This window comes from Kitasatospora sp. NPDC058170 (assembly GCF_042883905.1).
Taxonomy (GTDB): domain Bacteria; phylum Actinomycetota; class Actinomycetes; order Streptomycetales; family Streptomycetaceae; genus Kitasatospora.
Genome location: NZ_JBHVUV010000019.1, coordinates 35,997 through 56,680, shown reverse-complemented (window position 1 = coordinate 56,680; position 20,684 = coordinate 35,997). Strand labels below are relative to the sequence as shown.

At 72.7% G+C, this 20,684-nt stretch carries 21 protein-coding genes; 8 read left to right on the top strand and 13 right to left on the bottom strand.

Annotated features, from left to right (window positions below; translation table 11 throughout):
* Positions 1-10: 10 nt before the first annotated feature.
* Together ACFVVX_RS21930 and ACFVVX_RS21925 are read right to left on the bottom strand one after the other, a co-directional pair.
* Positions 11-2,308, bottom strand: a complete 2,298-nt coding sequence (locus ACFVVX_RS21930) for a hypothetical protein (protein ID WP_387948024.1) — start codon at positions 2,306-2,308, stop codon at positions 11-13.
* A 121-nt stretch (positions 2,309-2,429) separates the two neighbouring features.
* A complete protein-coding gene (locus tag ACFVVX_RS21925) occupies positions 2,430-3,557 on the bottom strand; it encodes a hypothetical protein (protein WP_387948022.1) in 1,128 nt (375 codons plus the stop codon).
* 85 nt (positions 3,558-3,642) lie between these two features.
* Here ACFVVX_RS21925 and ACFVVX_RS21920 point away from each other — a divergent pair, with 85 nt between their 5' ends.
* Positions 3,643-4,167: a GNAT family N-acetyltransferase gene (locus ACFVVX_RS21920; RefSeq protein ID WP_387948020.1), complete on the top strand. Its 525-nt coding sequence runs from the start codon at positions 3,643-3,645 to the stop codon at positions 4,165-4,167.
* 110 nt (positions 4,168-4,277) lie between these two features.
* Positions 4,278-4,637, top strand: a complete 360-nt coding sequence (locus ACFVVX_RS21915) for a DUF6204 family protein (protein ID WP_387948018.1) — start codon at positions 4,278-4,280, stop codon at positions 4,635-4,637.
* Between the two features lie 80 nt (positions 4,638-4,717).
* Here the strand turns inward: ACFVVX_RS21915 and ACFVVX_RS21910 are convergent, their stop codons facing one another.
* On the bottom strand, positions 4,718-5,245 hold the full coding sequence (locus ACFVVX_RS21910) for a DinB family protein (protein WP_387948016.1): 528 nt from the start codon (positions 5,243-5,245) through the stop codon (positions 4,718-4,720).
* 157 nt (positions 5,246-5,402) lie between these two features.
* On the bottom strand, positions 5,403-6,266 hold the full coding sequence (locus ACFVVX_RS21905) for a MurR/RpiR family transcriptional regulator (protein WP_387948015.1): 864 nt from the start codon (positions 6,264-6,266) through the stop codon (positions 5,403-5,405).
* A gap of 54 nt (positions 6,267-6,320) precedes the next feature.
* Here ACFVVX_RS21905 and ACFVVX_RS21900 point away from each other — a divergent pair, with 54 nt between their 5' ends.
* Positions 6,321-7,199: an EamA family transporter gene (locus ACFVVX_RS21900; protein WP_387948014.1), complete on the top strand. Its 879-nt coding sequence runs from the start codon at positions 6,321-6,323 to the stop codon at positions 7,197-7,199.
* Positions 7,200-7,232: 33 nt separating this feature from the next.
* On the opposite strand, the gene ACFVVX_RS21895 is transcribed toward ACFVVX_RS21900, so the two are convergent.
* From ACFVVX_RS21895 to ACFVVX_RS21875, 5 genes are all read right to left on the bottom strand, one after another.
* Positions 7,233-7,829: a DUF4291 domain-containing protein gene (locus ACFVVX_RS21895; RefSeq protein WP_387948012.1), complete on the bottom strand. Its 597-nt coding sequence runs from the start codon at positions 7,827-7,829 to the stop codon at positions 7,233-7,235.
* Positions 7,830-8,027: 198 nt separating this feature from the next.
* Positions 8,028-9,122: a WD40/YVTN/BNR-like repeat-containing protein gene (locus ACFVVX_RS21890; RefSeq protein WP_387948010.1), complete on the bottom strand. Its 1,095-nt coding sequence runs from the start codon at positions 9,120-9,122 to the stop codon at positions 8,028-8,030.
* A 177-nt stretch (positions 9,123-9,299) separates the two neighbouring features.
* The gene (locus ACFVVX_RS21885) at positions 9,300-10,736 is read right to left on the bottom strand and encodes a dihydrolipoyl dehydrogenase family protein (protein WP_387948008.1); all 1,437 of its coding nucleotides are present in this window, start codon (positions 10,734-10,736) and stop codon (positions 9,300-9,302) included.
* Positions 10,733-11,197: an OsmC family protein gene (locus ACFVVX_RS21880; protein WP_387948006.1), complete on the bottom strand. Its 465-nt coding sequence runs from the start codon at positions 11,195-11,197 to the stop codon at positions 10,733-10,735. The genes ACFVVX_RS21885 and ACFVVX_RS21880 overlap by 4 nt, the downstream gene beginning before the upstream one ends.
* Positions 11,198-11,404: 207 nt before the next feature.
* Positions 11,405-12,145: an alpha/beta fold hydrolase gene (locus ACFVVX_RS21875; RefSeq protein ID WP_387948004.1), complete on the bottom strand. Its 741-nt coding sequence runs from the start codon at positions 12,143-12,145 to the stop codon at positions 11,405-11,407.
* Positions 12,146-12,276: 131 nt separating this feature from the next.
* Here ACFVVX_RS21875 and ACFVVX_RS21870 point away from each other — a divergent pair, with 131 nt between their 5' ends.
* On the top strand, positions 12,277-13,242 hold the full coding sequence (locus tag ACFVVX_RS21870; protein ID WP_387948002.1) for a helix-turn-helix transcriptional regulator: 966 nt from the start codon (positions 12,277-12,279) through the stop codon (positions 13,240-13,242).
* Positions 13,243-13,386: 144 nt separating this feature from the next.
* Here the strand turns inward: ACFVVX_RS21870 and ACFVVX_RS21865 are convergent, their stop codons facing one another.
* On the bottom strand, positions 13,387-15,033 hold the full coding sequence (locus ACFVVX_RS21865) for an APC family permease (RefSeq protein ID WP_387948000.1): 1,647 nt from the start codon (positions 15,031-15,033) through the stop codon (positions 13,387-13,389).
* Positions 15,034-15,203: 170 nt separating this feature from the next.
* On the opposite strand from ACFVVX_RS21865, the gene ACFVVX_RS21860 reads away from it, so the two are divergent.
* Positions 15,204-15,854 carry a TetR/AcrR family transcriptional regulator gene (locus ACFVVX_RS21860; RefSeq protein ID WP_387947998.1) on the top strand — a complete coding sequence of 217 codons (651 nt, stop codon included), beginning with the start codon at positions 15,204-15,206 and terminating at the stop codon, positions 15,852-15,854.
* Positions 15,855-16,021: 167 nt separating this feature from the next.
* Here ACFVVX_RS21860 and ACFVVX_RS21855 read toward each other — a convergent pair whose 3' ends face one another.
* A complete protein-coding gene (locus ACFVVX_RS21855; protein WP_387947996.1) occupies positions 16,022-16,417 on the bottom strand; it encodes a thioredoxin family protein in 396 nt (131 codons plus the stop codon).
* A 190-nt stretch (positions 16,418-16,607) separates the two neighbouring features.
* Between ACFVVX_RS21855 and ACFVVX_RS21850 the strand changes: the two genes are divergently transcribed.
* The 3 genes from ACFVVX_RS21850 to ACFVVX_RS21840 all read left to right on the top strand — a co-directional run bounded on the left by ACFVVX_RS21850 (position 16,608) and on the right by ACFVVX_RS21840 (position 18,649).
* Complete coding sequence (locus ACFVVX_RS21850) at positions 16,608-17,207, top strand: hypothetical protein (protein ID WP_387947994.1); 600 nt, start codon at positions 16,608-16,610, stop codon at positions 17,205-17,207.
* Between the two features lie 69 nt (positions 17,208-17,276).
* Entirely contained in the window at positions 17,277-17,849 is a 573-nt protein-coding gene (locus tag ACFVVX_RS21845; RefSeq protein WP_387947992.1) for a sigma-70 family RNA polymerase sigma factor, read from the top strand.
* On the top strand, positions 17,846-18,649 hold the full coding sequence (locus ACFVVX_RS21840) for an anti-sigma factor family protein (protein ID WP_387947990.1): 804 nt from the start codon (positions 17,846-17,848) through the stop codon (positions 18,647-18,649). The genes ACFVVX_RS21845 and ACFVVX_RS21840 overlap by 4 nt, the downstream gene beginning before the upstream one ends.
* Before the next feature lie 66 nt (positions 18,650-18,715).
* Here the strand turns inward: ACFVVX_RS21840 and ACFVVX_RS21835 are convergent, their stop codons facing one another.
* Together ACFVVX_RS21835 and ACFVVX_RS21830 are read right to left on the bottom strand one after the other, a co-directional pair.
* On the bottom strand, positions 18,716-20,101 hold the full coding sequence (locus ACFVVX_RS21835) for a hypothetical protein (RefSeq protein WP_387947988.1): 1,386 nt from the start codon (positions 20,099-20,101) through the stop codon (positions 18,716-18,718).
* The gene (locus ACFVVX_RS21830) at positions 20,098-20,631 is read right to left on the bottom strand and encodes a hypothetical protein (RefSeq protein WP_387947986.1); all 534 of its coding nucleotides are present in this window, start codon (positions 20,629-20,631) and stop codon (positions 20,098-20,100) included. Before ACFVVX_RS21830 ends, ACFVVX_RS21835 begins: the two co-directional genes overlap by 4 nt.
* Between the last annotated feature and the right edge of the window lie 53 nt (positions 20,632-20,684).

Below are 20,684 nucleotides of genomic sequence, written 5' to 3'. Positions count from 1 at the left end.
CGAGGGCTGGCTACTTCGGCCAGCCCTCGGGGCGCCGTGCGATCCGTGCGAACTCCTCCGCGTCGACATGCAGCTGGAGCTGCGTCGGCGGTGGCAGCGAGGATCGCGAGTACTTCTCGCCGGGGCGCAGGTCGCTCATGTCGACGATGGTGCGCATGGACCGGGCGCCGTACCGGTATCGCGGGATCTCCAGAAAGGCTCGGGCAACCCCGTACTCGACGTCGTCCTCCACTGTGGTGATCCGACCGGACTTCCTCAGGTCCTCCAGGAGTCCGTGCAACAGTAGTGCGCGATGGATCAGGCGACTGGGTTCGTCGATGAGTTTGTCGTCGCTCGCGTTCAGCCCGGCGATGTCGAGATATCCGGACAGGCGGCTGATGAAGTCGACGGCCTTGGAATCGATGTACTCGGGCTGGAGGACGGCCGTGTTGAAGTCCTTGAATGTGCTGAAGATTCCTCCGGCGAATACGAAGATGGCGCGCCCGATCGGGCGCACGATCTGTCCCTGCTGGAAGCTTCCGTCCTGCATCGGGGAGAGGAAGTATCGGAGCCACGGGAGGCGCTCGCCCCGGAACGAGGTGTCGAACTCGTCCCAGAAGACGAGTGGCATCTCGCCCCGGAGGGACCGGTCCCGAACCTGATGAAACGCGTCGATCAGATTGTCTGTTTCGCTGAACTGGGAGAGGTTGAACTGAAGAGGAGGTGGCCCGTCCTCCTTCTTTCCTCGCTCGCTTTCCAGCTCGGCGACGACTTGACTGACAGCGAAGCTCTTACCGTCTCCGGGGGCCCCGAAGACCGCGACCGACCTGGGCTTGGTCTTCCCATCGTCGTCCAGATACTCCGTGATGAGCTTGCGTAGGGATCGGAGCCCCTCTATCTCGTTGCGATCTGCCGTGACCAGCTTGCCGAATCTCGCGATCGGGACGTCTACCAGAGCTTTCGGTCCGTCGCGAATGACGCGCACGGCGAGATCATAGGGATTCCCTCCCCGGAGTCTCTTGTCGAGGATCGACCAGCTGGCAGATGGTGGCGGATCGGTGAGGATTGGATTCGGAACCCGCCGTGCCACCCCGATCCTGGATGCCGCTGCCTCGATCTCGTCATCGGCGAGGGGGGCTCCGGTGTCTAGAGGAAAGAGGAGCTTCGGCCCGGCCTCCTTGGTGAATCCCTCGTCTATCTTAGCCGTTTCCGCCAGGGCTGATTTGATTCCTGCATCCAGGCATTCATGAATGGCCATCGGATCCAGTGTTTCCGAGCGCCGGGATTCGGTGTCGGGTGAGCTGTTCAGAGGGCACACTGACAGTCGTGCGGCGAGCTCTGCAACCAGTGCGGCACCGTAGCCGAACATGTGGCCGGTACCCTTTTGCTTTCGCAGCCATGGACCCTCCATCAGTTGGCTGTCGAAATAGAGAGAATACTTCCCGGGGTGGAAATTGTCGATCAGCAGTGCGCCGACCGGGCCGAAGGATACGATTATCCGAGGGCAAGTCTGGAGGGTCTTTAGGTTCGGATTTCTCTGAATCTCGGCCAGGATGTCCTGGGCGGAACGTTCCCAGGACAGGTCTGCGCTCACTTCCGCTCCGGCTTCGCGAAGGCTGGCAACTTTGACTACGGCGATCAGCCTGGACGCCAGCGAGTTGTCCGGCGACTTGAGTTCCCTGGCGATGGTGTTCCAGAGAGAGTCCCTCCGCCGGCTACTGATGCTGGTGCACCCGAGCTTGTAGACGATCCAGGTGGGCTCACCGCGTACGAGTTCGAGTAGCCCTTCCTTGGCGGCGCTCTCGCCGAATCCCAGTCCGGCGTCGTCGACGACCACGACGGCGAGGCGCTGCCCGTCCGACCGCTTGCCGAGCCGGACCTGGTACTTGTCCAGGCTGTGGGCGCGAGTGATTCCGAAGAACTGGTCGATTCGCCACCTTGCGGGCTTTTCACTAGCCGGGCCTGTCGATTCAGGGGCGGTTTCCCGAATGGTGTTGTAAGTGTGATGAAGGGTGGTGTCATCTATTTTTGGATATGTGATAGCGAAAGGAGATCTGACATCTGATGTCGGCGGAAGTCCTTTGGATAGATAGACGCGCTCGGTGGATCTGGTCACGAGCCTGTGCAGCAGGATGGCACCCCCGTGGTGCTGACATGCGCGGGTTGCCACCTTCAGGCGCTGGCCGATATCCGGTAAGCCTTTCGGTGACACGGTGATGGCCCAGTCGATCGTCGGATCCCCGGTGACGTAAATGATGGGCGGATGATTGCTGTCCACGGTAATCGCCTCGATGTGGACTTCTCCGGTCGCGCCGATTTGTACGTGCACGCCGGATGTCGGCAGGGAAATCCCTGACAGTTCCAGGCTGCGCGTCCCGACTACGGTACGTCAAGGGCTGCTCAGCCCACTTCGGCGACCAGGGCCCCCAGCCGACGCGGCGGGGAACTGATCACACCTTGTAGTGATGGGCGTCGCCCTTGGCGGGCCGCATCTCCGGGGGCAGCGGCCGGGCGTTCGACAGCTTCACCGCCATGCCGCGCGCGAGGTCGAAGGCCGCGACCGGGTCGCCCTGGGCCGTCCACGGCGTCGCGCCGCACCAGCGGCCGATCAGCCGGAACTGCTCCAGCGCCTTGGTGTGCAGCCCGGCCTTGCCGCAGTAGTAGGCGAGCAGGTGTCGCAGCATGGGCAGCCGCTTGTCCTCCTCGGGGACGGCCGCCAGCGCCGCCGCGACCTTCCGCAGCCGCTGCCTCCCCAACTCCCCGGCCAGGGAGGAGTGGTGGGTGTTGCGCTTCTCCAGCTCGACGAGCGCGTGCAGGTAGATCCCCGGCAGCGGGCTGCCGACGGGCGCGTGGTCCATGGCGCGCTTGGCGAAGGCGAGCATCTTCCGGTCGGAGCCGAACCACTTGGCGCACCAGTACTGCATGGCCTGCCAGTGCCCCTCGTAGTGGTGCGGGGCGCGGGCGGCCAGCCCGGCCCAGAGCGGCCTGAACTGCGCGGGCTTGTACCGGGCACCGCGCGCCGCCGTCACCATGACCACCCACGGGGCCGGGTCCTGCGGTGCCAGCAGCGTCGCCCGGCGGGCCGCCTCGATCGCGGCGGGCAGCAGCTCCCGGAACTTCGCCATGTTCGCGGCCGGGACGTCGGGCGCGTACCCGGATCCCCGGATCTCCCACGCGTGGTGCACCATCCGCTGGGCCTCCAGGGTGGCCGCGTCGCAGCTGTCCGGGTCGGCCGCCCGCCAGGCCGTCAGCCAGGCGTCGTTCTCCTCCGCGATGCTCGCCAGCAGCTCCAGTCGCGACCACCGCTCGTCCCAGTCCTGCCCGGCCGCCTCCACGTGCGCGGCGGCCGGACGCCAGTTCCCGCCCCAGGCGGCGTCGGCGACGGCCTGGGACTGCTTGATGCGCTCGGTGGACATCGGCGGCCCGGCCCGGTGCGGGTTGAGCCGGTCGCGGGGCACCAGGCCGTAGGCGGCCGGCTCGAAGCCGGTCGCGGCCCACTCCCTGGCCTTGGTGCTGCGGGACTTCTTCACGGCGAGGATGAGGAGAATCGCCGTCAGAGCGGCCAGGAAGTACGTCACGGAGGCGAATCATGGCTGGTGGGAGCCGGTTGACGCAACGAGGAAACGGCTCGCCGAGTACGCATTTCCGTGCAAACATGCCTAGGTGGGGACGACACTGCACGGCACCCTGGTGACTCTGCGCCCGGCGACCGCCGACGACATCCCGGCCCTCGCGGCCATCCGCGGCACGCCCGAGGTCTACGCCCGCTGGCGCGGCGGCGACGACCTGACCGGCGAGGTCGCCTCCGACCTCGACGACCCGGACACCGAGATCTTCGCGATCGAGCTGGGCGGCCGGGTGGTCGGCGCCATCCAGTGGTACGCGGAGAACGACGACGAGTACCGCCATGCGGGCATGGACATCTACCTCGATCCGGCCTGCCACGGCCACGGCGCGGGCACCGACGCCGTCCGCGTGCTGGCCCGCCACCTGATCGACCAGCACCACTACCACCGGCTGATCATCGACCCGGCCGCCGACAACGTGGCGGCGATCCGCTGCTACGAGAAGGTGGGGTTCCGGCCGGTGGGCACGATGCGCCAGTACGAGCGCGGTCTCGACGGCAGCTGGCACGACGGCCTGCTGATGGACCTGCTCGCCGCCGAACTCGTCCGCGGGGACGGCTGACGCCGGCCGGAACCGCCCGGCCGGAATCGCCCGGCCGGACTGCGGGCGGCGATCCGCCGGGTGCGAAAACCCGGTGGAACCGTGCCGCTCCCGCCGTCTATGGTCCGGGGATGAGCACTCGCACCTTCCGGATCACCGTCCGCGGCGTCTTCGACGGGCTCGGCGCCGACCAACGGGCCGAGCTGCAGGCCCGCGCCGCGGAACACGACGTGCTCCACGCGGCCTTCACCCCCGAGGGCCATCTCAGCTACGAGATCGCCGCCCGGCCCGCCTTCACCTTCCGCTTCCTCGACGAGGGTGAGGCGGAGGAGGACATCCTCCTCGCGACCGAGCGCGCCGAGGCCGCGGCCGAGGCCTGGATGACCGGGCGCGGCTACGGCTTCAAGAACCTGCGCTCCCAGGCCGAGGACCTCTCCCAGGCGCCCCTCGGCAAGCGCCAGCGCCGGGAGGCGAGCCGGAACCCGGCCTGACCCGGAACCCCGCCTGACCCGGGTGCCCGCCGCCTCGGCCGCCCCGCCCGGCCGGGGTGCCCCGTAGGCCCTCTGCGGTCTCAGTCGCCCGTCACCCCGTCGGTCCGCTCCCGCAGGAAGTCGGCGTGGCCGTTGTGCCGGGCGTACTCCTGGATCATCATCAGATAGACCCAGCGCAGGCTGAGCGGGACCCCGCGCGGGGACGGGAAGGTCTCGTCGAGGCCGCGCCCCGCCACCGCCGCGTCGCACGCCCCGACCTCGGCCCGGTACAGGCCGAAGTCCCGCTCCGCACAGGCCGGGTCGACTCCGTCGAGCCCCTCGTTGCCGTCCGACGGGCCGGTGAAGACCTCGCCGACGGCCTCGCCCGCGAAGCTGCGCCGGAACCACCATCGCTCCACCTCCGCCATGTGGCGGACCAGTCCGAGCAGGGTGAGGTCCGAGGGCTCCACGGCCGCCCGGGCCAGCTGGTCCGGATCCAGCCCGGAGGCCTTGGCCAGCAGCGTCTCCCGGTGCCAGTTCAGCCAGCCCTCCAGCATCCTGCGCTCGGGCACGTCGCCCAACTCGCCCAGCTGTGTGGTGCGCTCGACCTGTGGTGCCGTCCACGTCATGCGCCCACCCTGCACCGCCACCCCGGCGTGGTTCAACCGGCGGGGTTCAACCTGCGTGTTCAATCTGTGGCGTTCAACCGGCGGGGTCCGAGCCGGTGCGGGAAGTCCCCGTCCGTGCGCGGTCCTCGGCCCGTGCGGAGCTCCTCCTGCCGGACCGTCAGTAGGTGTGGTCCGCCGTCACGTCCGCCGAGAGGTTGAGGGCCTGCTCGGCCGCCGGCCCGCGCAGCGCCTGCAGGGTCAGGGTGAGGGCGTCGACCACGGTGAGGTGGGCGAGGCGGCTGGCGGTGGTCTCCAGACCGAAGACCAGGTCCTGGCCGCCCGCGACGAGGGTGTGGGTGGCGGCCTCGCTCAGCGGCGAGCGGGCGTAGCTGGTGAGGGCGATGACGGTGGCGCCCGCGGTGCGCGCCCGCCGGGCGGCGTCGACGGTGGTCGGGGTGGCGCCGGTGTGGCTGATGGCCACGCAGACGGCGGTGGAGGGGAGTTGGGCCGCGGCGAGCTGGGCGGTGATCGGGTCGGCGGGGGAGTCGACGAGGATGCCGAGGGCCCGCAGCCGGTAGGCGACGTCCAGGGCCACCGCGCCGGAGAGGCCCGCGCCGACCACCACCGCGTGGCTCGCGCCGTGCAGTGCCGCCGCCGCCTCCCTCAGGTCCTCGGCGGTGAGCGTGGTGGCGATGCCGTCGAGGGCCTCCCGGGCGGCGCGGACGGTGTCGGCGAGTGCCCGGGCCGCCGGATCCCGCTCCTCGGCCACCGAGGGGACGGGGTGCGGGGCCTGCCGGGCGGCCGCGATCTTGAGCTCCTGGTAGCCCCGGAACCCCAGCCGCTGACAGGCCCGCACCACGGAGGAGGGGGCGGTGCCGGCCAGCGCGGCGACGTCGCTGACGCTCAGGTGCACCAGGTCGACGCCCTTGTCCAGGACGACTTGGGCGACCCGGGCCTCGGTGCCGCGCAGCTCGCCGAGCCGCGCGCGGATGTGGGCGGCCAGCTGTGACTCCAGTACCGAAAATTCGGAACGCTCTTCCATGGATCTAGGATACCTTGGAATTCGATTCCAGATCCGTTGGAGGGGAGCTTCGCCATGTCCGCACTCGCGTCCTCGTCGCCGGGCGACACGGTGACGGTGCCGGCCGTCGTCCTCGTCGCCGCGGTCCTGCACGCCGTCTGGAACGGGCTGGCGCACCGGATCCACGACAAGCTGGTCGGCTTCGCCCTGATCAACCTCACCTACACCGCCTGCGCGGTCGTCCTGGTCGTGCTGAACCCGCTGCCGGCGGCTGCCGCCTGGCCCTACCTCATCGCCTCGGTGGTGATGCAGGTGACGTCCCAGATACTGCTCCTGCGGGCTTACCAACTGGGGGACTTCGGGCAGATGTACCCGATCGCGCGCGGTTCCGCACCGCTGCTGGTGGCCCTGCTCTCGGTGGTGGTGCTCGGCCAGTCCCTCGCCGGCGGGGAGCTGCTCGGCGTTGCGGTGATCTCCTTCGGCCTGATCGGCCTCGCCCTCGCCAAGGGCATACCCGGGCGGGCGCAGCTGCCCGCGCTCGGCGCGGCCGCCGGCACCGGCGTGATGATCGCCGCGTACACCGTGCTGGACGGCAGCGGGGTCCGCCACGCGGGCACCGTCGGCGGCTATGTCGCCTGGCTCTTCCTGCTCCAGGGGCCAGCGCTGGCGCTGATCGCCTGGGCCCGGCGGGGCCGCGCGCTGGCCACCGGGCTGCGGCCGGTGGCGGGGGTGGGCATCGTCGGCGGGGTGCTCTCGCTGACGGCCTACGGACTGGTGGTCTGGGCGCAGTCCCGGGGCAGTCTGGCGACGGTCGCGGCGCTGCGCGAGACCAGCATCGTCATAGCCGCGCTGATCGCCACGGTGGTCTTCCGCGAACGGCTCGGCCGGCTGCGGATGGCCGCCAGTGCGGCGGTCCTGGCCGGGATCGCCGTCCTGGAGCTCGCCCACCCCTGAAAGCGAGGTGGCCAGAAGCCCCGGCCCGGGCGCCTACCCGGTGCCGGTGCCGGAGCCGGTACCGGGGAGGAGCCGTCGGCCGGTCGGCACCGGTACCGGGTAGACCCGCTCCGGGGGAAGCAGCCGCTGCGCCTTCGCGGCCTGCCCTCCCTGGATCAGCTCGGCCACCCGCCGCGCCTGAGGAGTGACATCGGTGATACCGACGACCCACTCCTCGGCGAAGGTCCGGATCAGCCCCCGGCCGACGCCGACCTGAATGCTGTAGTGGTTGAGCGCGGCCCCCCGCAGCGAGCGCTCGGGATCCCACTGGACGTGGACGGCGGCCCGCGCGACCAACGCCGGATCGGAGGTGGTCGGAACGGCCTGGGAGAGCGCCTCCTCCCAGCCCTCCCGGGTGATCCGAACGGCGAGGACGCGTTCCTGCCCGGCCTTCCGGGCCCAGTTGCTGCGGTGCATCAGCCAGCGGAAGGAGGGCTTGATCCACGTCATCCGGTTGAAGGAGAACGGTGGGACGAACCGCTGCGCCCGGACCGCCGGGTCGGCCACGGCGGGCGTGTACGCCTGGTAGACCACGATCGTCCGGGCGTCGTAGTCGGCACGGACCTGGTAGAGGGCTGGCTGGGCTGACATGCAGCGCACCCTGCCAGTCGGCGCGCACCCCTGGCGAGCCGTTTTCCCCGGCGTCTGTCCGGCCGTCAGCCCGCAGCCGGGCCCGCAGCCGGGCCCGCAGTGCAGGCGCATCCGGGTACCCGCAGATCGGCAGCGACAGCTGGATCGGCAGCGGCAGCGGGCGGACACCGCATGTGTCCGCCCGCTCCCGGGTGGGCCTCAGCCCACCACGGCCGCCCGCACGCACAGGACGTCCGGCAGATGGGAGATCAGCAACGACCAGCTCTCGCCCTCGTCGGGGCTCGCGTAGACGTCGCCGGTGCGGTTGCCGAAGTAGATGCCGGCCGGTTCGGCGTCGTCGGTGCGCAGGGCGTCGCGCAGGACGACGCCGTAGTGGTCCTCGCCGGGCAGGCCCTTGGCGAGCGGGTGCCAGCTGTTGCCCGCGTCCTCGGTGCGGAAGATGCGGCAGCGGCGGTCCGGCGGCACGCGGTCATCGGAGCCGCCGAGCGGGAAGAGGTAGGCGGTGTCGGCCCGGCGGGGGTGGGCGGCGACGGCGAAGCCGAAGTCGGCGGGCAGCCCGTCGGTGACGAACTGCCAGCTCAGGCCCGCATCGTCACTGCGGTAGACGCCGCCGTGGTTCTGCAGGTAGAGGCGGTCCGGGTTCACGGCGTCCGCGGCGATCTTGTGCACGCACTGGCCGAACTCCGGGTACTGGCTCTCCTCCGGCAGGAACTCCGCCCGCAGCCCGGTGTTGGACGGCTCCCAGGCGGCGCCCCCGTCCTTGCTCCGGTAGACGCCGCCGCTGGAGATCGCGACCAGCAACTGCCCGGCGTCGCGCGCGTCGGTGAGGATCGTGTGCAGCCCCTGGCCGCCGTACCCGGCGCCCCACTCGGTCCGCTGCGGATGCTCCCAGAGCGACTCGACCAGGGCGAAGGTCTCGCCGCCGTCCTCGGAGCGGAACAGCGCCGCGGGCTCGGTGCCCGCGTACACCACGCCGGGCGCCTCGTCCCCGGCCGGATGGAGCTGCCAGACCCGGGTGAGCGAGGCACCGGTGTGCTCGGGGAAGCGGATGGCGGGTTTCGGCGGCTCGTACCAGCTCGCGCCGAGATCGTCCGAGCGCCAGACCGACGGGCCCCAGTGGCTGCTGTCGGCGCCGACCAGCAGCCGGACCCGGCCGGCCCGGCGGTCGATGGAGACGGAGTAGATCGCGTTCATCGGGAAATGCGGCCCGCTGAACTCCCAGTTCAGCCGGTCGCGGCTACGGCCGAGAAAGAGGCCCTTCTCGGTTCCGACGGCCAACAGCACCTCGGTCATGCCTCACCACCACCTGGTCGGTAAAACGGTTCCCACTGGAAATACCTCCACCGGGTCAGTCTCCTCTCCATCGCCCGGTGCCCACCCGCCGCCGCGCCGGTCTCCCCGCCGCGCCGGTCTCCCCGCCGCGCCGGTCTCCCCGCCGCGCCGTCCGCCCCGCGGGGCGACCGGCCACGGTCAGCCCCGGCACCCCTCCAGCAGCCGGAGCCACACCTCGCTGATCGTCGGGTACGCCGGTACCGCGTGCCAGAGCCGGTCGATCGGCACCTCGCCGACCACCGCGATCGTCGCCGAGTGCAGCAGCTCCGCGACGCCCGGCCCGACGAAGGTCGCGCCGACCAGCACCTGCCGGTCCAGGTCGAAGACCACCCGGGCCCGGCCCCGGTAGTCGTCGCCGTAGAGCGAGGCGCCCGCGACCGCGCCGAGGTCGTGGTCCACCGTCTTGACCCGCAGCCCGGCCCGCTCGGCGGCGTCCAGGGTCAGCCCGACCGCCGCGACCTCCGGTTCGGTGAAGACGACCTGCGGGGCCCCGGCGCTGTCGGCCGAGGCGGCGTGCGCGCCCCACCGCGCGGTGTCCAGCGTCCGCCCCTGGGCGCGGGCGACGATCGCCGCGCCCGCGATCCGGGCCTGGTACTTGCCCTGGTGGGTGAGCAGCGCTCGGTGGTTGACGTCCCCGGCCGCGTACAGCCAGTCGCCCTCGACCCCGAGCACCGTGCAGCTGTCGTCCACGTCCATCCAGCCGCCGGGCTTCAGACCGACCTGCTCCAGCCCGACATCGGCGGTGCGCGGCGCGCGCCCGGTCGCGTACAGCACCTCGTCGGCGGTCAGCCGCTCGCCGCCCTCCAGCAGCAGCGCCACCCCGACGCCGTCCACCCGCTCCAGCGAGGCCACCGAGACCCCGAACCGCAGCTCCACCCCGGCCGCGCGCAGCCCGTCCGCGACCAGCTCGCCCGCGAAGGGCTCCATCCGGGGCAGCAGGGCGTCGCCGCGCACCAGCACGACGACCTCCGAGCCGAGCGCCCGCCAGGCGGTCGCCATCTCCACGCCGACCACGCCGCCGCCGACCACCGCGAGCCGGCCGGGCACCGCGGGGGCGCCGGTGGCCTCGCGGTTGGTCCAGGGCCGGGCCTCGGCCAGACCGGGGACGCCCTCCGGCAGTACCGGCCGGCTGCCGGTGCAGACGGCGACGGCGTGCCGGGCGGTGAGCACCCGCTCGCTGCCGTCCTCCGCCTCGACCGTGACCGTCCGCTCGCCGGCCAGTCGGCCGTGCCCGCGGACCAGGTCGATCCCGGTGTCGCGCAGCCACTGCACCTGGCCGTCGTCCTGCCAGTGCGAGGCGAACGAGTCGCGCCGGGCCAGCACGGCCGCGGCGTCCAGGCCGCCGCCGACCGCCTCCCGCGCACCGGCCACCGCCCGGGCGGCGGCCAGCGCGGCCACCGGGCGCAGCAGCGCCTTGCTCGGCATGCAGGCCCAGTACGAGCACTCGCCGCCGACCAGTTCGGCCTCGACGATCACCGTGCGCAGCCCGGCGGCGGCGGTCCGGTCGGCGACGTTCTCGCCGGTCGGGCCCGCACCCACCACAATGACGTCGTACTCCTCCGGTGTGGTCGTCACGCGCGGTCCTCCGTGGTCTCGATCGCCACCCCGGCCCGCAGGGCGAGGGTGACGGGTGTGCGCTCGCAGATGTCGAGCAGCCGGGCGCGCTGGTCCGCGTCGAGGGCGCCGGTGAGGGCGACCCGACGGGAGATCCGGCCGGTGCTGCCGTTCGTCTCGTATCCGAGCCTGACCCGGACGGCCTCCAACGGCCACTCCTTGCGCTCCGCGTACATCCGCAGGGTGATGGCGGTGCACGAGCCGAGCGAGGAGAGCAGCAGGGCGAACGGCTCCGGGCCGCTGTCCGATCCGCCCCGGCGCACCGGCTCGTCGGCGGTCAGCTGGTGGGTGCCCGCCCTGACCTCCACGTGGAAGGGCGCGGCGTCGGCGCTGCCGGTCACCAGGGCGGTGGTGACGCGTCGGAACTCCGGTGCGCCGGAGGCCTCCTCGGTGGTCGCTGCGCCGGTCGGGGTCTGGCTCATGGCGGGCACGCCTCGCTCTCGTTCACGGTGTCGCACGGCGCCGGATCCGTGGCGCCGTGCCCCATCCTGCGCTGTTCGGGCTACCCCGCGCAGCCGAACACGCAGCCGAACACGCAGCCGGACACGCAGCCGACGACGCAGCCGAGCGGGCGCCGCGGACGCCCCCGGCCGCGGCACCGGCCGCCGCCCCGGCCGCGCTACCGGCCGTCACACTGCGGCGAGCTCCGCCAGCAGCGCGGCGGTGTCGTCCGGGCGGGAGAACATCGGCCAGTGGCCGGTGGGGAGTTCGCGCAGCTCCCACTCCGGCCCGGCGAGCGCCGCGAAGTACGGGTGGCCGGAGGCGATCATGCCCCGGACCTGCTCCAACGGGAAGGAGCAGGAGACCAGGGCCTTCGGCAGCGCGTCCCCGCGGCCGGTCAGCCGCAGCGGCTGGGCGAACCCGCCGGCGGGCTGGTCGGTGGTGTGCTCGCGGATACGGGCGAGGGCGGCGTCGTCCAGGCCGTCCAGACCTGCCCCGGAGGCGGCCAGCTCCGCCCAGGACGGCATCGGGTAGCGCCAGCCGTCGACCACGGAGGCCTCGGCGCGGGCGCGGTACTCGGGCTCCCACAGGTCGCGCAGCGCGGCGCCGTCGGTCAGCGGGCCGCTGTCGAGGTAGACGACCCGGCGGATCCGCTCGGGCATCCGGTCGGCCGCGCCGGTGACGGGGGCGCCGCCGCCGCTGTGGCCGACCAGGACGACGTCCCAGAGGTCCTCGCGGGTCAGCAGGTCGGTGAGGTCGGCGATGTGGGTCTCCAGGTCGACCGCGGGCCCGCCCTCGCCGGAGCGCTCGGCGACACCGGTGAGGGTGACCGGGTGGACGGTGTGCCCGGCCGCGCGCAGCGGCTCGGCCACCGCGTCCCACGCCCAGGCGCCGAGCCAGTAACCGGGGACGAGTACGAACGTGCTCATGGGGGGCGCTCCTTGGTAGGGGGAACCGTCACGACCGACTCTAGGATCGAATCCGGACAGATCCCGCCCGGATGAGCGAGCGCGACACGAACAACCGGAAAAGTGCACGAACAACCGGAGAGGAGGACGCCATGGACCACCCGGTCAGCCGGGTCCTCGCCCTGCTGGAACTGCTCCAGGCCCGGCCGGGCCTCACCGGTGCCGAACTGGCCGAGCGGCTGGCGGTGGACGAGCGCACCGTCCGCCGCTACACCGCCCGGCTGGTGGACCTCGGCATCCCGGTGCAGGCCGACCGCGGCCGCTATGGCGGCTACCGCCTGCTCCCCGGGTACCGGCTGCCGCCGCTGATGCTGACTGGGGACGAGGCCGCCTCGGTGGTCCTCGGGCTGCTGGCCGGGCGCAGCTCGGGGCTGTCGGTGGGGGAACAGGCCGCGGAGTCGGCGCTCGCCAAGATCCAGCGGGTGCTGCCCCCGCAGCTGCGCGAGCGCGTCGCGGCGGTCGAGCAGACGCTCGGACTGACCGCGGCCCCTGCGGCCGGGCCCAGTCCGGCCGCCGCCGCGCTGTTCGCGCTCGCCGAGGCGGCGCGCCGCCGGCGCCGGGTCCGGCTCGCCTACCGGGACCGTGCGGGCGAGCCCAGCGAGCGCGAGTTCGACCCGTACGGGCTGGTCTTCCACTCCGGCCGCTGGTACACCACCGGGCTGGACCACCGCAGCGGCGAACTGCGCACCTTCCGGCTGGACCGGATCGAGGCGGTCGAGCCCCGCGAGGCCGCCTTCGAGGCGCCTGAGGACTTCGACCCGGTCCAGCGGGTGGTGGAGTCACTGGCCGCGGTGCCGTGGACGCACGAGGTGGAGGTGGTGCTGACGACCACCCTCGCCGAGGCCCGGCACCGCATCCCGCCCACCGCCGGGACGCTCACCGGGACGGACGACGGACGGGTCCTGCTGCAGGCCCGGGCGCAGCGGCTCGACGGCATGGCGATGATGCTGGCCGGCCTCGGCTGGCCGTTCGCCGTCCGGCGGCCGGACGCCCTGCGCGAGGAGGTCCGCGCCCTCGCCGCCCGCCTCACCGGGTGGAGCGACCCGGCTGCCGGGTGAGCACCCCCGGGCACCCCGTCGCGGGGCGACCGTACGCGCGCGACCAGGCGGGCGACCAGGCGGCCCGCCAAGCCGCCGCCGGGCCGGTGTACCGCCGGGCCGGCGCACTGACCCGGCGCACTGACCCGGCGGTGCACGGCGGGGTCAGTGCACCGCCGGGGCGAGCTCGTCGCCGACGGGCCGGTCGGTGAGCGCGCCGTCCCGCATCAGCCGCTGCGGCCGCCGGACCAGCAGGTAGCCGAGGCCGGCCAGGCTGACCAGGCCGACGCCGAGCAGGGCCGCCCACACCTGGTACCAGGGCGCTCCGGGCGGGGCGAGGATGGCGCGCGGCCAGCAGATGTTGACCACCTCCAGGCCGGTCCAGAGCACCGCGAGGGCGTTGATCACCGTCCCGGCCCGCCCGTAGGAGACCTCGCCCGACGGTCGCCAGGTGCCGCGCAGCCGGGCGGTCAGGGCGGCGACGCTGAGCAGGAAGAACGGCAGGAAGGTGGCGGCGGTGCCGAAGGTGATCAGGCTTCCCATAGCGGTGGCCTCCAGCCCGAGCGGCAGCGCGGCCGCACTGACCACGGTGGCCGCGACCAGTCCGCCGATCGGCGCCCTGTGCCGGTTGACCCGGCGGACCTGGGCGGAGAACGGGAAGACGCCGTCACGGGCCAGCGAGTAGAGGCCGCGTGCGGCGCCGCCCTGCGAGGCCATCAGACAGGCGGTGAAGGAGATCAGCACGACCACCACGAAGGGCTTGGCGGACCAGTCGCCGAAGGCGGTGGTGACGGCGGTGGTGACCGGGTCGAGGTCCCGGCCGGCGACCACCGCGGCCGGGTCGGGGTGGGCGAGCGCGACCGAGACGGCGTTCAGGATGACGACGACGCCGACGCTCAGCAGCGCCCACCACATCGCGCGCGGCACCTGGCGGCCGGCGTCCCTGGTCTCCTCCGCGGTGGAGACGCAGGCGTCGAAGCCGATGAACGCCCAGCCGCCGACGGCGACCACGGCCAGGAAGGCGGCCCCGGTGGAGACCCCGGCGGTGGCGGGGGCGTCCAGGAGGTCGGTCAGCAGGCCGAAGCCGTGCACCCGGAAGAACAGCAGCAGGGCGAAGCCGACCAGCACCGAGGCGATCAGCTCGGCGGCGATGCCGAGCGAGACGAACCAGCGCAGCAGGTTGATGCCGTAGGCGTTGACCAGGGTGCAGAACAGCATGAACACCACCGAGACCAGCACCAGTCGGGCGGGTGTCGGGGTGAGCCCGAACAGGGCGAAGAACCACGGCGAGGCCAGGTAGGCGACGGTGGTGTTGGCGAACATCACGGCGAACTGCCACATCCACCCGGTGAGCCAGGCGAAGGTCGGGCCCGCCAGCCGTCGGCTCCACTGGTACGCGCCGCCGGCCAGCGGCCACTGGGAGGCGAGTTCGGAGTAGACCGCCACCACCAGCATCTGGCCGAGCAGGCACACCGGCAGCGCCCAGACCCAGGCGCCGCCGGCCACGCTCAGGCCGACCTGGCTGACGGCGTACAGGCCGACGACGGGGGAGACGACGGCGAATCCCATCGAGATGTTGCCGAGGATGCCCAGGCTGCGGCGCAGCTCCTGGCGGTAGCCGAGGGCGGCGAGCCGGTCGGCGTCGCCGGCTCCGTGCGCGGTCCTGTCCGGGGCTGTGCCCGCGGCCCCGTCCAGGGCCGTGCCCGGGGTCGTGCCCGGGGTCGTGTCCGGGGCTGTTCCCGGGGCTGCGCCCGGGGCAGTCGTGGGGCCGGGGCCCGTGCTGGTCCCGGATCTCGGGGGGTTCTCGGTCATGGTGCGGTCCGCCTTCCCGCCGTGCGGGGGGAGGCCCGCCACGGAAAACTAACTTTGTTAGTTCGGGACGGTAGCCCGTGCCCCCCGGGCAGGGGAAGAGTCGACACCAGGCTGTAATAACGTGGGGCGACGCAGGGGCTGAGACAGTGGGCGGCGAGGGGCGGAGCACCGTGGGACGACCGAGCAGGGCGCTGCTGAGCAGGGAGATCATCGCCAGGGCCGCCCTCGACGTGGTCGACGAACAGGGCCCGGACGGCCTCACCATGCGCACCCTCGCCGACCGCCTGGGCGTCAAGGCGGCCTCGCTCTACAACCACATGGGCGGCAAGGACGATCTGATCGACGCGCTCGCCGAGCTCGTCAACGCCGAGATCGACCTCGAACCGCTGACCCGGACCGGCGGCGCCGACTGGCGGGACGGCATCGCCGCCTATGCGCGCGGCTACCGCGGGGTCTTCCTGCGCCACCCGAACACCATCGCGCTGCTCGCCCGCCGCCGGGTCGAGGCGGAGCGCCAACTGCTCGGCTACGACACCCTGCTCGGGGCGCTCGGCCGGGCCGGCCTCGGGCCCGCCGACGCCGCCGAGGCGGCCGCCGCGCTCGACTACCTCGTCCTCGGCTCGGCGCTGGAGACCTTCACCGCCGGGTTCACCCGCGGCTCGGCCGACTACCGCCCGCGCTACCCGGCCCTGGCCGGGGCACTGGAGGCCTCCGCCGAACGCGGCGGCGGGCCCGGCCCGGGGGCGTCCGGTCTGGACGAGCGGGGCTTCGAACTCGCCCTGCGGCTACTCCTGGACGGCCTCGCGGCACGCACCCCCTGACGTCCGGGGCCTGACGCCCGGGGCCTGCCGCCGGACTGTCACCGTGCTGCCGCGCGCCGTCCGGCGGCCCTCCGGCAGATACGCAAGCGCGCACGACGGCGGGCCCGGGGTGCCTCACACCCCGGGCCGCCGCCGTGCGCCGACGTGCCCTCCCGGACCCGCGGGACTCAGACCTTCCGGTCCGCCTCCGCCTCCTGCTCGGCCGCCACCTTGCGCTTCACCTCGTCCATGTCCAGCTTCCGGGCCTGACCGATCAGGTCCTCGAAAACGGCCTCGGGCAGCGCACCCGCCTGCGAGAAGACGAGCACGCCCTCACGGATGATCGCCAGCGTCGGGATCGACTGGATGCCGAAGGCCGCGGCCAGTTCCTGCTGCGCCTCGGTGTCCACCTTGGCGAACACCAGATCCGGGTGGCGGTCGGCCGCCTTCTCGTACACCGGGGCGAACTGCCGGCACGGGCCGCACCAGCCCGCCCAGAAGTCGATGAAGACGAAGTCCTTGCCGTCCGGGCCCGGGACGATGTCGTCGAAGTTCTCCTTGGTCAGCTCGACCGTGCTGCTCATCTCGCGATTCCTGCCCTTCCGGAGGAGGCGGCTCAGGCCATGTGCCCGCGACAACGGCCCCGCTCCGCCCGCTATTCCTGGGGGCTGCGCGGGTCCGCCGAAAAAATCTCGGCCGACCGTTGAGCAGCCCGCCGCTCCCGTCCGTACTGGAGGGTGTCCACATCCGCGCATCCACTGGGGGAGAAACACCATGCGCACACTCAGCAACGGGGGACGCATCGCCGTCCTCGCCGCCTCCGGCATCGCCACCGTCGCCCTGGTCGCGGGCTGCGGGTCCTCCGGCTCCGGGAGCAGCGGCTCCCCGGCACCCTCCGGTGCCGGGGCCACCGCCACCGCGCCCGCGACGCCGGGCGGTCCCGCGAGCCCGAGCGCACCGGCGAGCCCGGCCGCCGCCGGCCTGCAGGCCGCGAACGACCCCAAGCTCGGCGCCATCGTCACCGACGGCAACGGCTTCACCCTGTACCGCTTCGACAAGGACACCGCCACGCCTCCGATGTCCAACTGCAACGGCGCCTGCGCCACGACCTGGCCGCCCGTCCCGGCCGACGGCTCGGTCACCGTCAAGGGCATCGACGGCAAGCTGGTCGGCAGTGTCACCCGGGCCGACGGCACCAAGCAGCTCACCCTGAACGGCTGGCCGGCCTACCGCTACGCGCCCGACAAGAAGCCCGGCGACACCCTGGGCCAGGGCGTCGGCGGCACCTGGTTCGTGCTGACCCCGACCGGCGGCAAGGCGGGGGCGGCACCGGCCGCGCCCACCACCCCGAGCGGCGGGTACGGCGGTTACTGAGCCCGCTCACCGAGCCCGGCGGGCAGCCGTGGCCGAACCGGACGTGGAACTCTCGACCCGGAGGTACGGGTGCGCAAGGATGGCGTCGTGACCGAGGAGCACCCCGGCGGTGGTGGCGCCGCACGCGGTACGGGCGCGCCCGACGAGGAGTTGATGCGCGCCCTGTACCAGGAGCACGCCGGACCGCTCCTCGGCTTCGTGCTCCACCTGGTCGCGGGGGACCGCCAGCGCGCCGAGGACGTCGTGCAGGAGACGCTGGTCCGGGCCTGGCGCAACATCCACCGGCTTGACCCGGCGGCCCGCTCGCTGCGGCCCTGGCTGGTCACGGTGGCGCGGCGGATCGTCATCGACGACCACCGCAGCAGCCGGGCCCGGCCGCACGAGGTGGACCCGTCGCCGCTGGAGCTGCTCCCCGCCGAGGACGAACTCGACCGGGCGCTCAGGCTGATGACGATCTCCGAGGCGCTCGGCGACCTGTCGGGCGCCCACCGGGAGATCATCGTCGAGACGTACTTCAAGGGCCGCACCGTCAACGAGGCGGCCGTCGAACTCGGCATCCCGGCCGGTACCGTGCGGTCCAGGGTGTTCTACGCACTGCGCTCGCTCAGGCTCGCGCTGGAGGAACGGGGAGTGACATCGTGACATCGTCCAAGCCCGGACCAGTCGGCCCCGAGCACGACCACGGCCCGGCCGGCGGGCACGACCCGATCGGCGGACCCGGCCCGGCCGGCGGCCCCGGACCGGTCGGCGAGCACGTCGACGTCGGCGCGTACGTCCTCGGCCTGCTCGAACCCGCGGAGCGCGCCGCCTTCGAGGCCCACCTGGAGGGCTGCCCGCAGTGCGCCGGTCAGGTGGCCGAACTCGGCTTCGTCGAGCCGCTGTTGGCCGAATACTCGGCCTCCGCCGAGGCCGCCGGTCTCGACCCGGCGGACCCGCCGCCGCGCCCGAGCCCGCTGCTGCTGGACCGGCTGGTCGGCGAGGTCGCGGCCGGCCGCCGGCGGGGCCGGGTGCGGCGGCTGGTGCTGGTCGCCGCGGCGGCCGTCCTGGTGGTGGCGGGCCCCGCGGTCACGGCCGCCGTGGTCACCGCCGACTCCGGACCGGCGGCGGTCGCCGTCGCCCAGTTCAGCGCCACCGACCCCACCACCGGGGCCAGCGCCGTCATCGGCGTCGACGGCAAGGCCTGGGGGAGTCAGATCAGCCTCGAACTCTCCCACGTCCAGGGGCCGTTGACCTGCGACCTGGTCGCGGTGTCGCGGGCCGGCGAACGCCAGACCGTCACCACCTGGGCCGTCCCCGCCGCCGGCTACGGCACCTCGGCGAAGCCCGGCTCACTGCGCACCGGCGGCGGCGCGGCCCTCCAGCCCGGCGACATCGACCACTTCGAGATCCGCACCCTGGACGGTGCCACCCTGCTGGTCTCCGTCCCCGCCCGCCCCGCCTGAGCCCCACCGCGGCACCGGATCGAAGGCCGCAGAACCTTCGATCCGGGCCGTCGGCCGCCGCCCGTACTACTGGAGCTCGGAGTTCGACCCGTGGGGGAGTTCTCCCAGGGCGTGAGGCTCGTCCGCACCGAGTACGGCCGCGAGACGGCCCGAGTCCACCTCCGACGGGTCGAGGAAGGCGCAGGCGCAGAGCAGTGCCAGCTCTCCCAGCGGCGCGCCGCTTCGGGGCCTGCGCACGGTCGCGCTCCTCCGGCGGAAGTTCAGAAGCAGCCTGGCGCCGGACGATGCCACCACCTCCGCGTTCGAGACGCTCGCATCGGGACCGAGGCTCCCCTCGATCTGCTGAAGGACGCTTGGCACGATCGCGTCCCCGGCCCCGCCGTAGGTGACCTTCTGGGTGCCCCGGACGAGGGTCACCTGTGACAGCCGCCCAGGGGCCCTGGACATCCTTTCCCACAGTGCGTCCAAGGACGGCTGCCGGTACTCGCGATCCCGCCGTAGGGCTCCCGCCCGGTCGGCGATCCGGATCGCGAAACCCGGCCCGTGGAGTGCGAGGCGCCCGCCGTCGAGCGTCCAGCGCCATGGGGAACCCGTGCCGTACTCGGCGGCGATCTCGCAGGCCCGCGCCTGCCACTGGTCGAGGCCCAGGCGGGCCAGGCGCTGCAGGCCCTCGGTGTCCGCCACCGATTGTTCGAGGATCTGCTCGAACGGGACCGTTCCCGCGGTGCGCTCCAGGACGGCCGGATCGGGTTCGTCCTCGTGCAGGAGGAGCCGCAGGGCCAGGTCGTCGACCCGGCCGGCGCCGGTCGTCTCGGTCGCCGTCGGTGTCCCGAGCGGGAAGGAGCGGGCGTACGACTCCTCGGTCCGGTACCGGCGCAGGAGATCAGGCATGTGCTCCGCCACCAGGCCCAGGCGACGGGTGCTCGCCTCGGACGCGCCGGACGCCGGACGGCTCGACGCCTGCCGCACCAACTGCGTTGCCGCGGCGCCGTCGAATACGCCGCTGCGGTGCTCCACGAGGTCCGACACGGTCAGACGGAGGGCGACGGAGCGCCTCGCCGCCCCGACCAGCACTTCGAGGGCCGGCACGTCGAGCAGGAGTGCGTCCTTCCGGCCGGCGGCCTGGAGGAGGTCTGTGCCGTCATCCAGCGCGCCGAGGCACAGCAGGATCGGCCGGTTCCCGCGGTCGAGCAGCTGGAGATCCCCACCCAGCTCGTCCCTGATCCGGGTCGTCCGCAGGTGGAGGTGGCGGTCGGTCGTGGAGTCCTGTCCCGGCCAGTGCAGCAGCATGTCGGGTACGTGGCTGTGGTTGAAGTAGCCGGTCGTCACGACGCGCAGGTGCGGGTCCAGATCCTTCAGCACTCCGGCGACGGCGTTCTTGACGCCGGAGAAGGCGCCGCGGGGATCGGGCGAGACCAGGGCCTCCGTCAGGGTGCTCAGGGCGGTGCTCACCAGTCCTTCCCCTTCCTGACCAGTTCGGCTTCGACGATCGCCCGCCATTCGGTCAGGGGCATCAGGTTCTCCTGCTTGCGGGACAGGACGATCAGCCAGAGGCGGTCGGCGACGGACGCGGCGACCGCGTCGTCCACCAGGCCGGCGGCTTCGGTTTCCGAGACGTCGCCGAAGATCCGGTTGCGGTGGCGGACCACCGCTTCCTTGACCTTCTCCGGCGAGTCGAGCTGGGACCACGCCGTGACCAGGAAGGGCGCCCAGGTGATCCACATGAAGTGGCGGCCGAGCATGTAGTTCTGCTGCCGGGCCACGTAGCACTTGGCCAGGAACGCGTAGAACTCGGTGCCCTGATCGCCGCTGCCCTGGTAGTTCTTGACCTCGGCGCAGAAGAAGTCGCCGTCGTAGTCGGCCCCTCGCAGCGTGCCGCCCATGTCGTAGGAGAAGGGCTCGCCACCCTGCGGCCACGTACGGGAGAGAGCCTCGGCCCACACAGGTGAGTCGGTGTTCGCGTAGGCACTGGAGATGCGCATCGTGCCTTCGAGCCAACGCTTGGCCCGACGGACGCCGTCGAACCCCTTCTGGT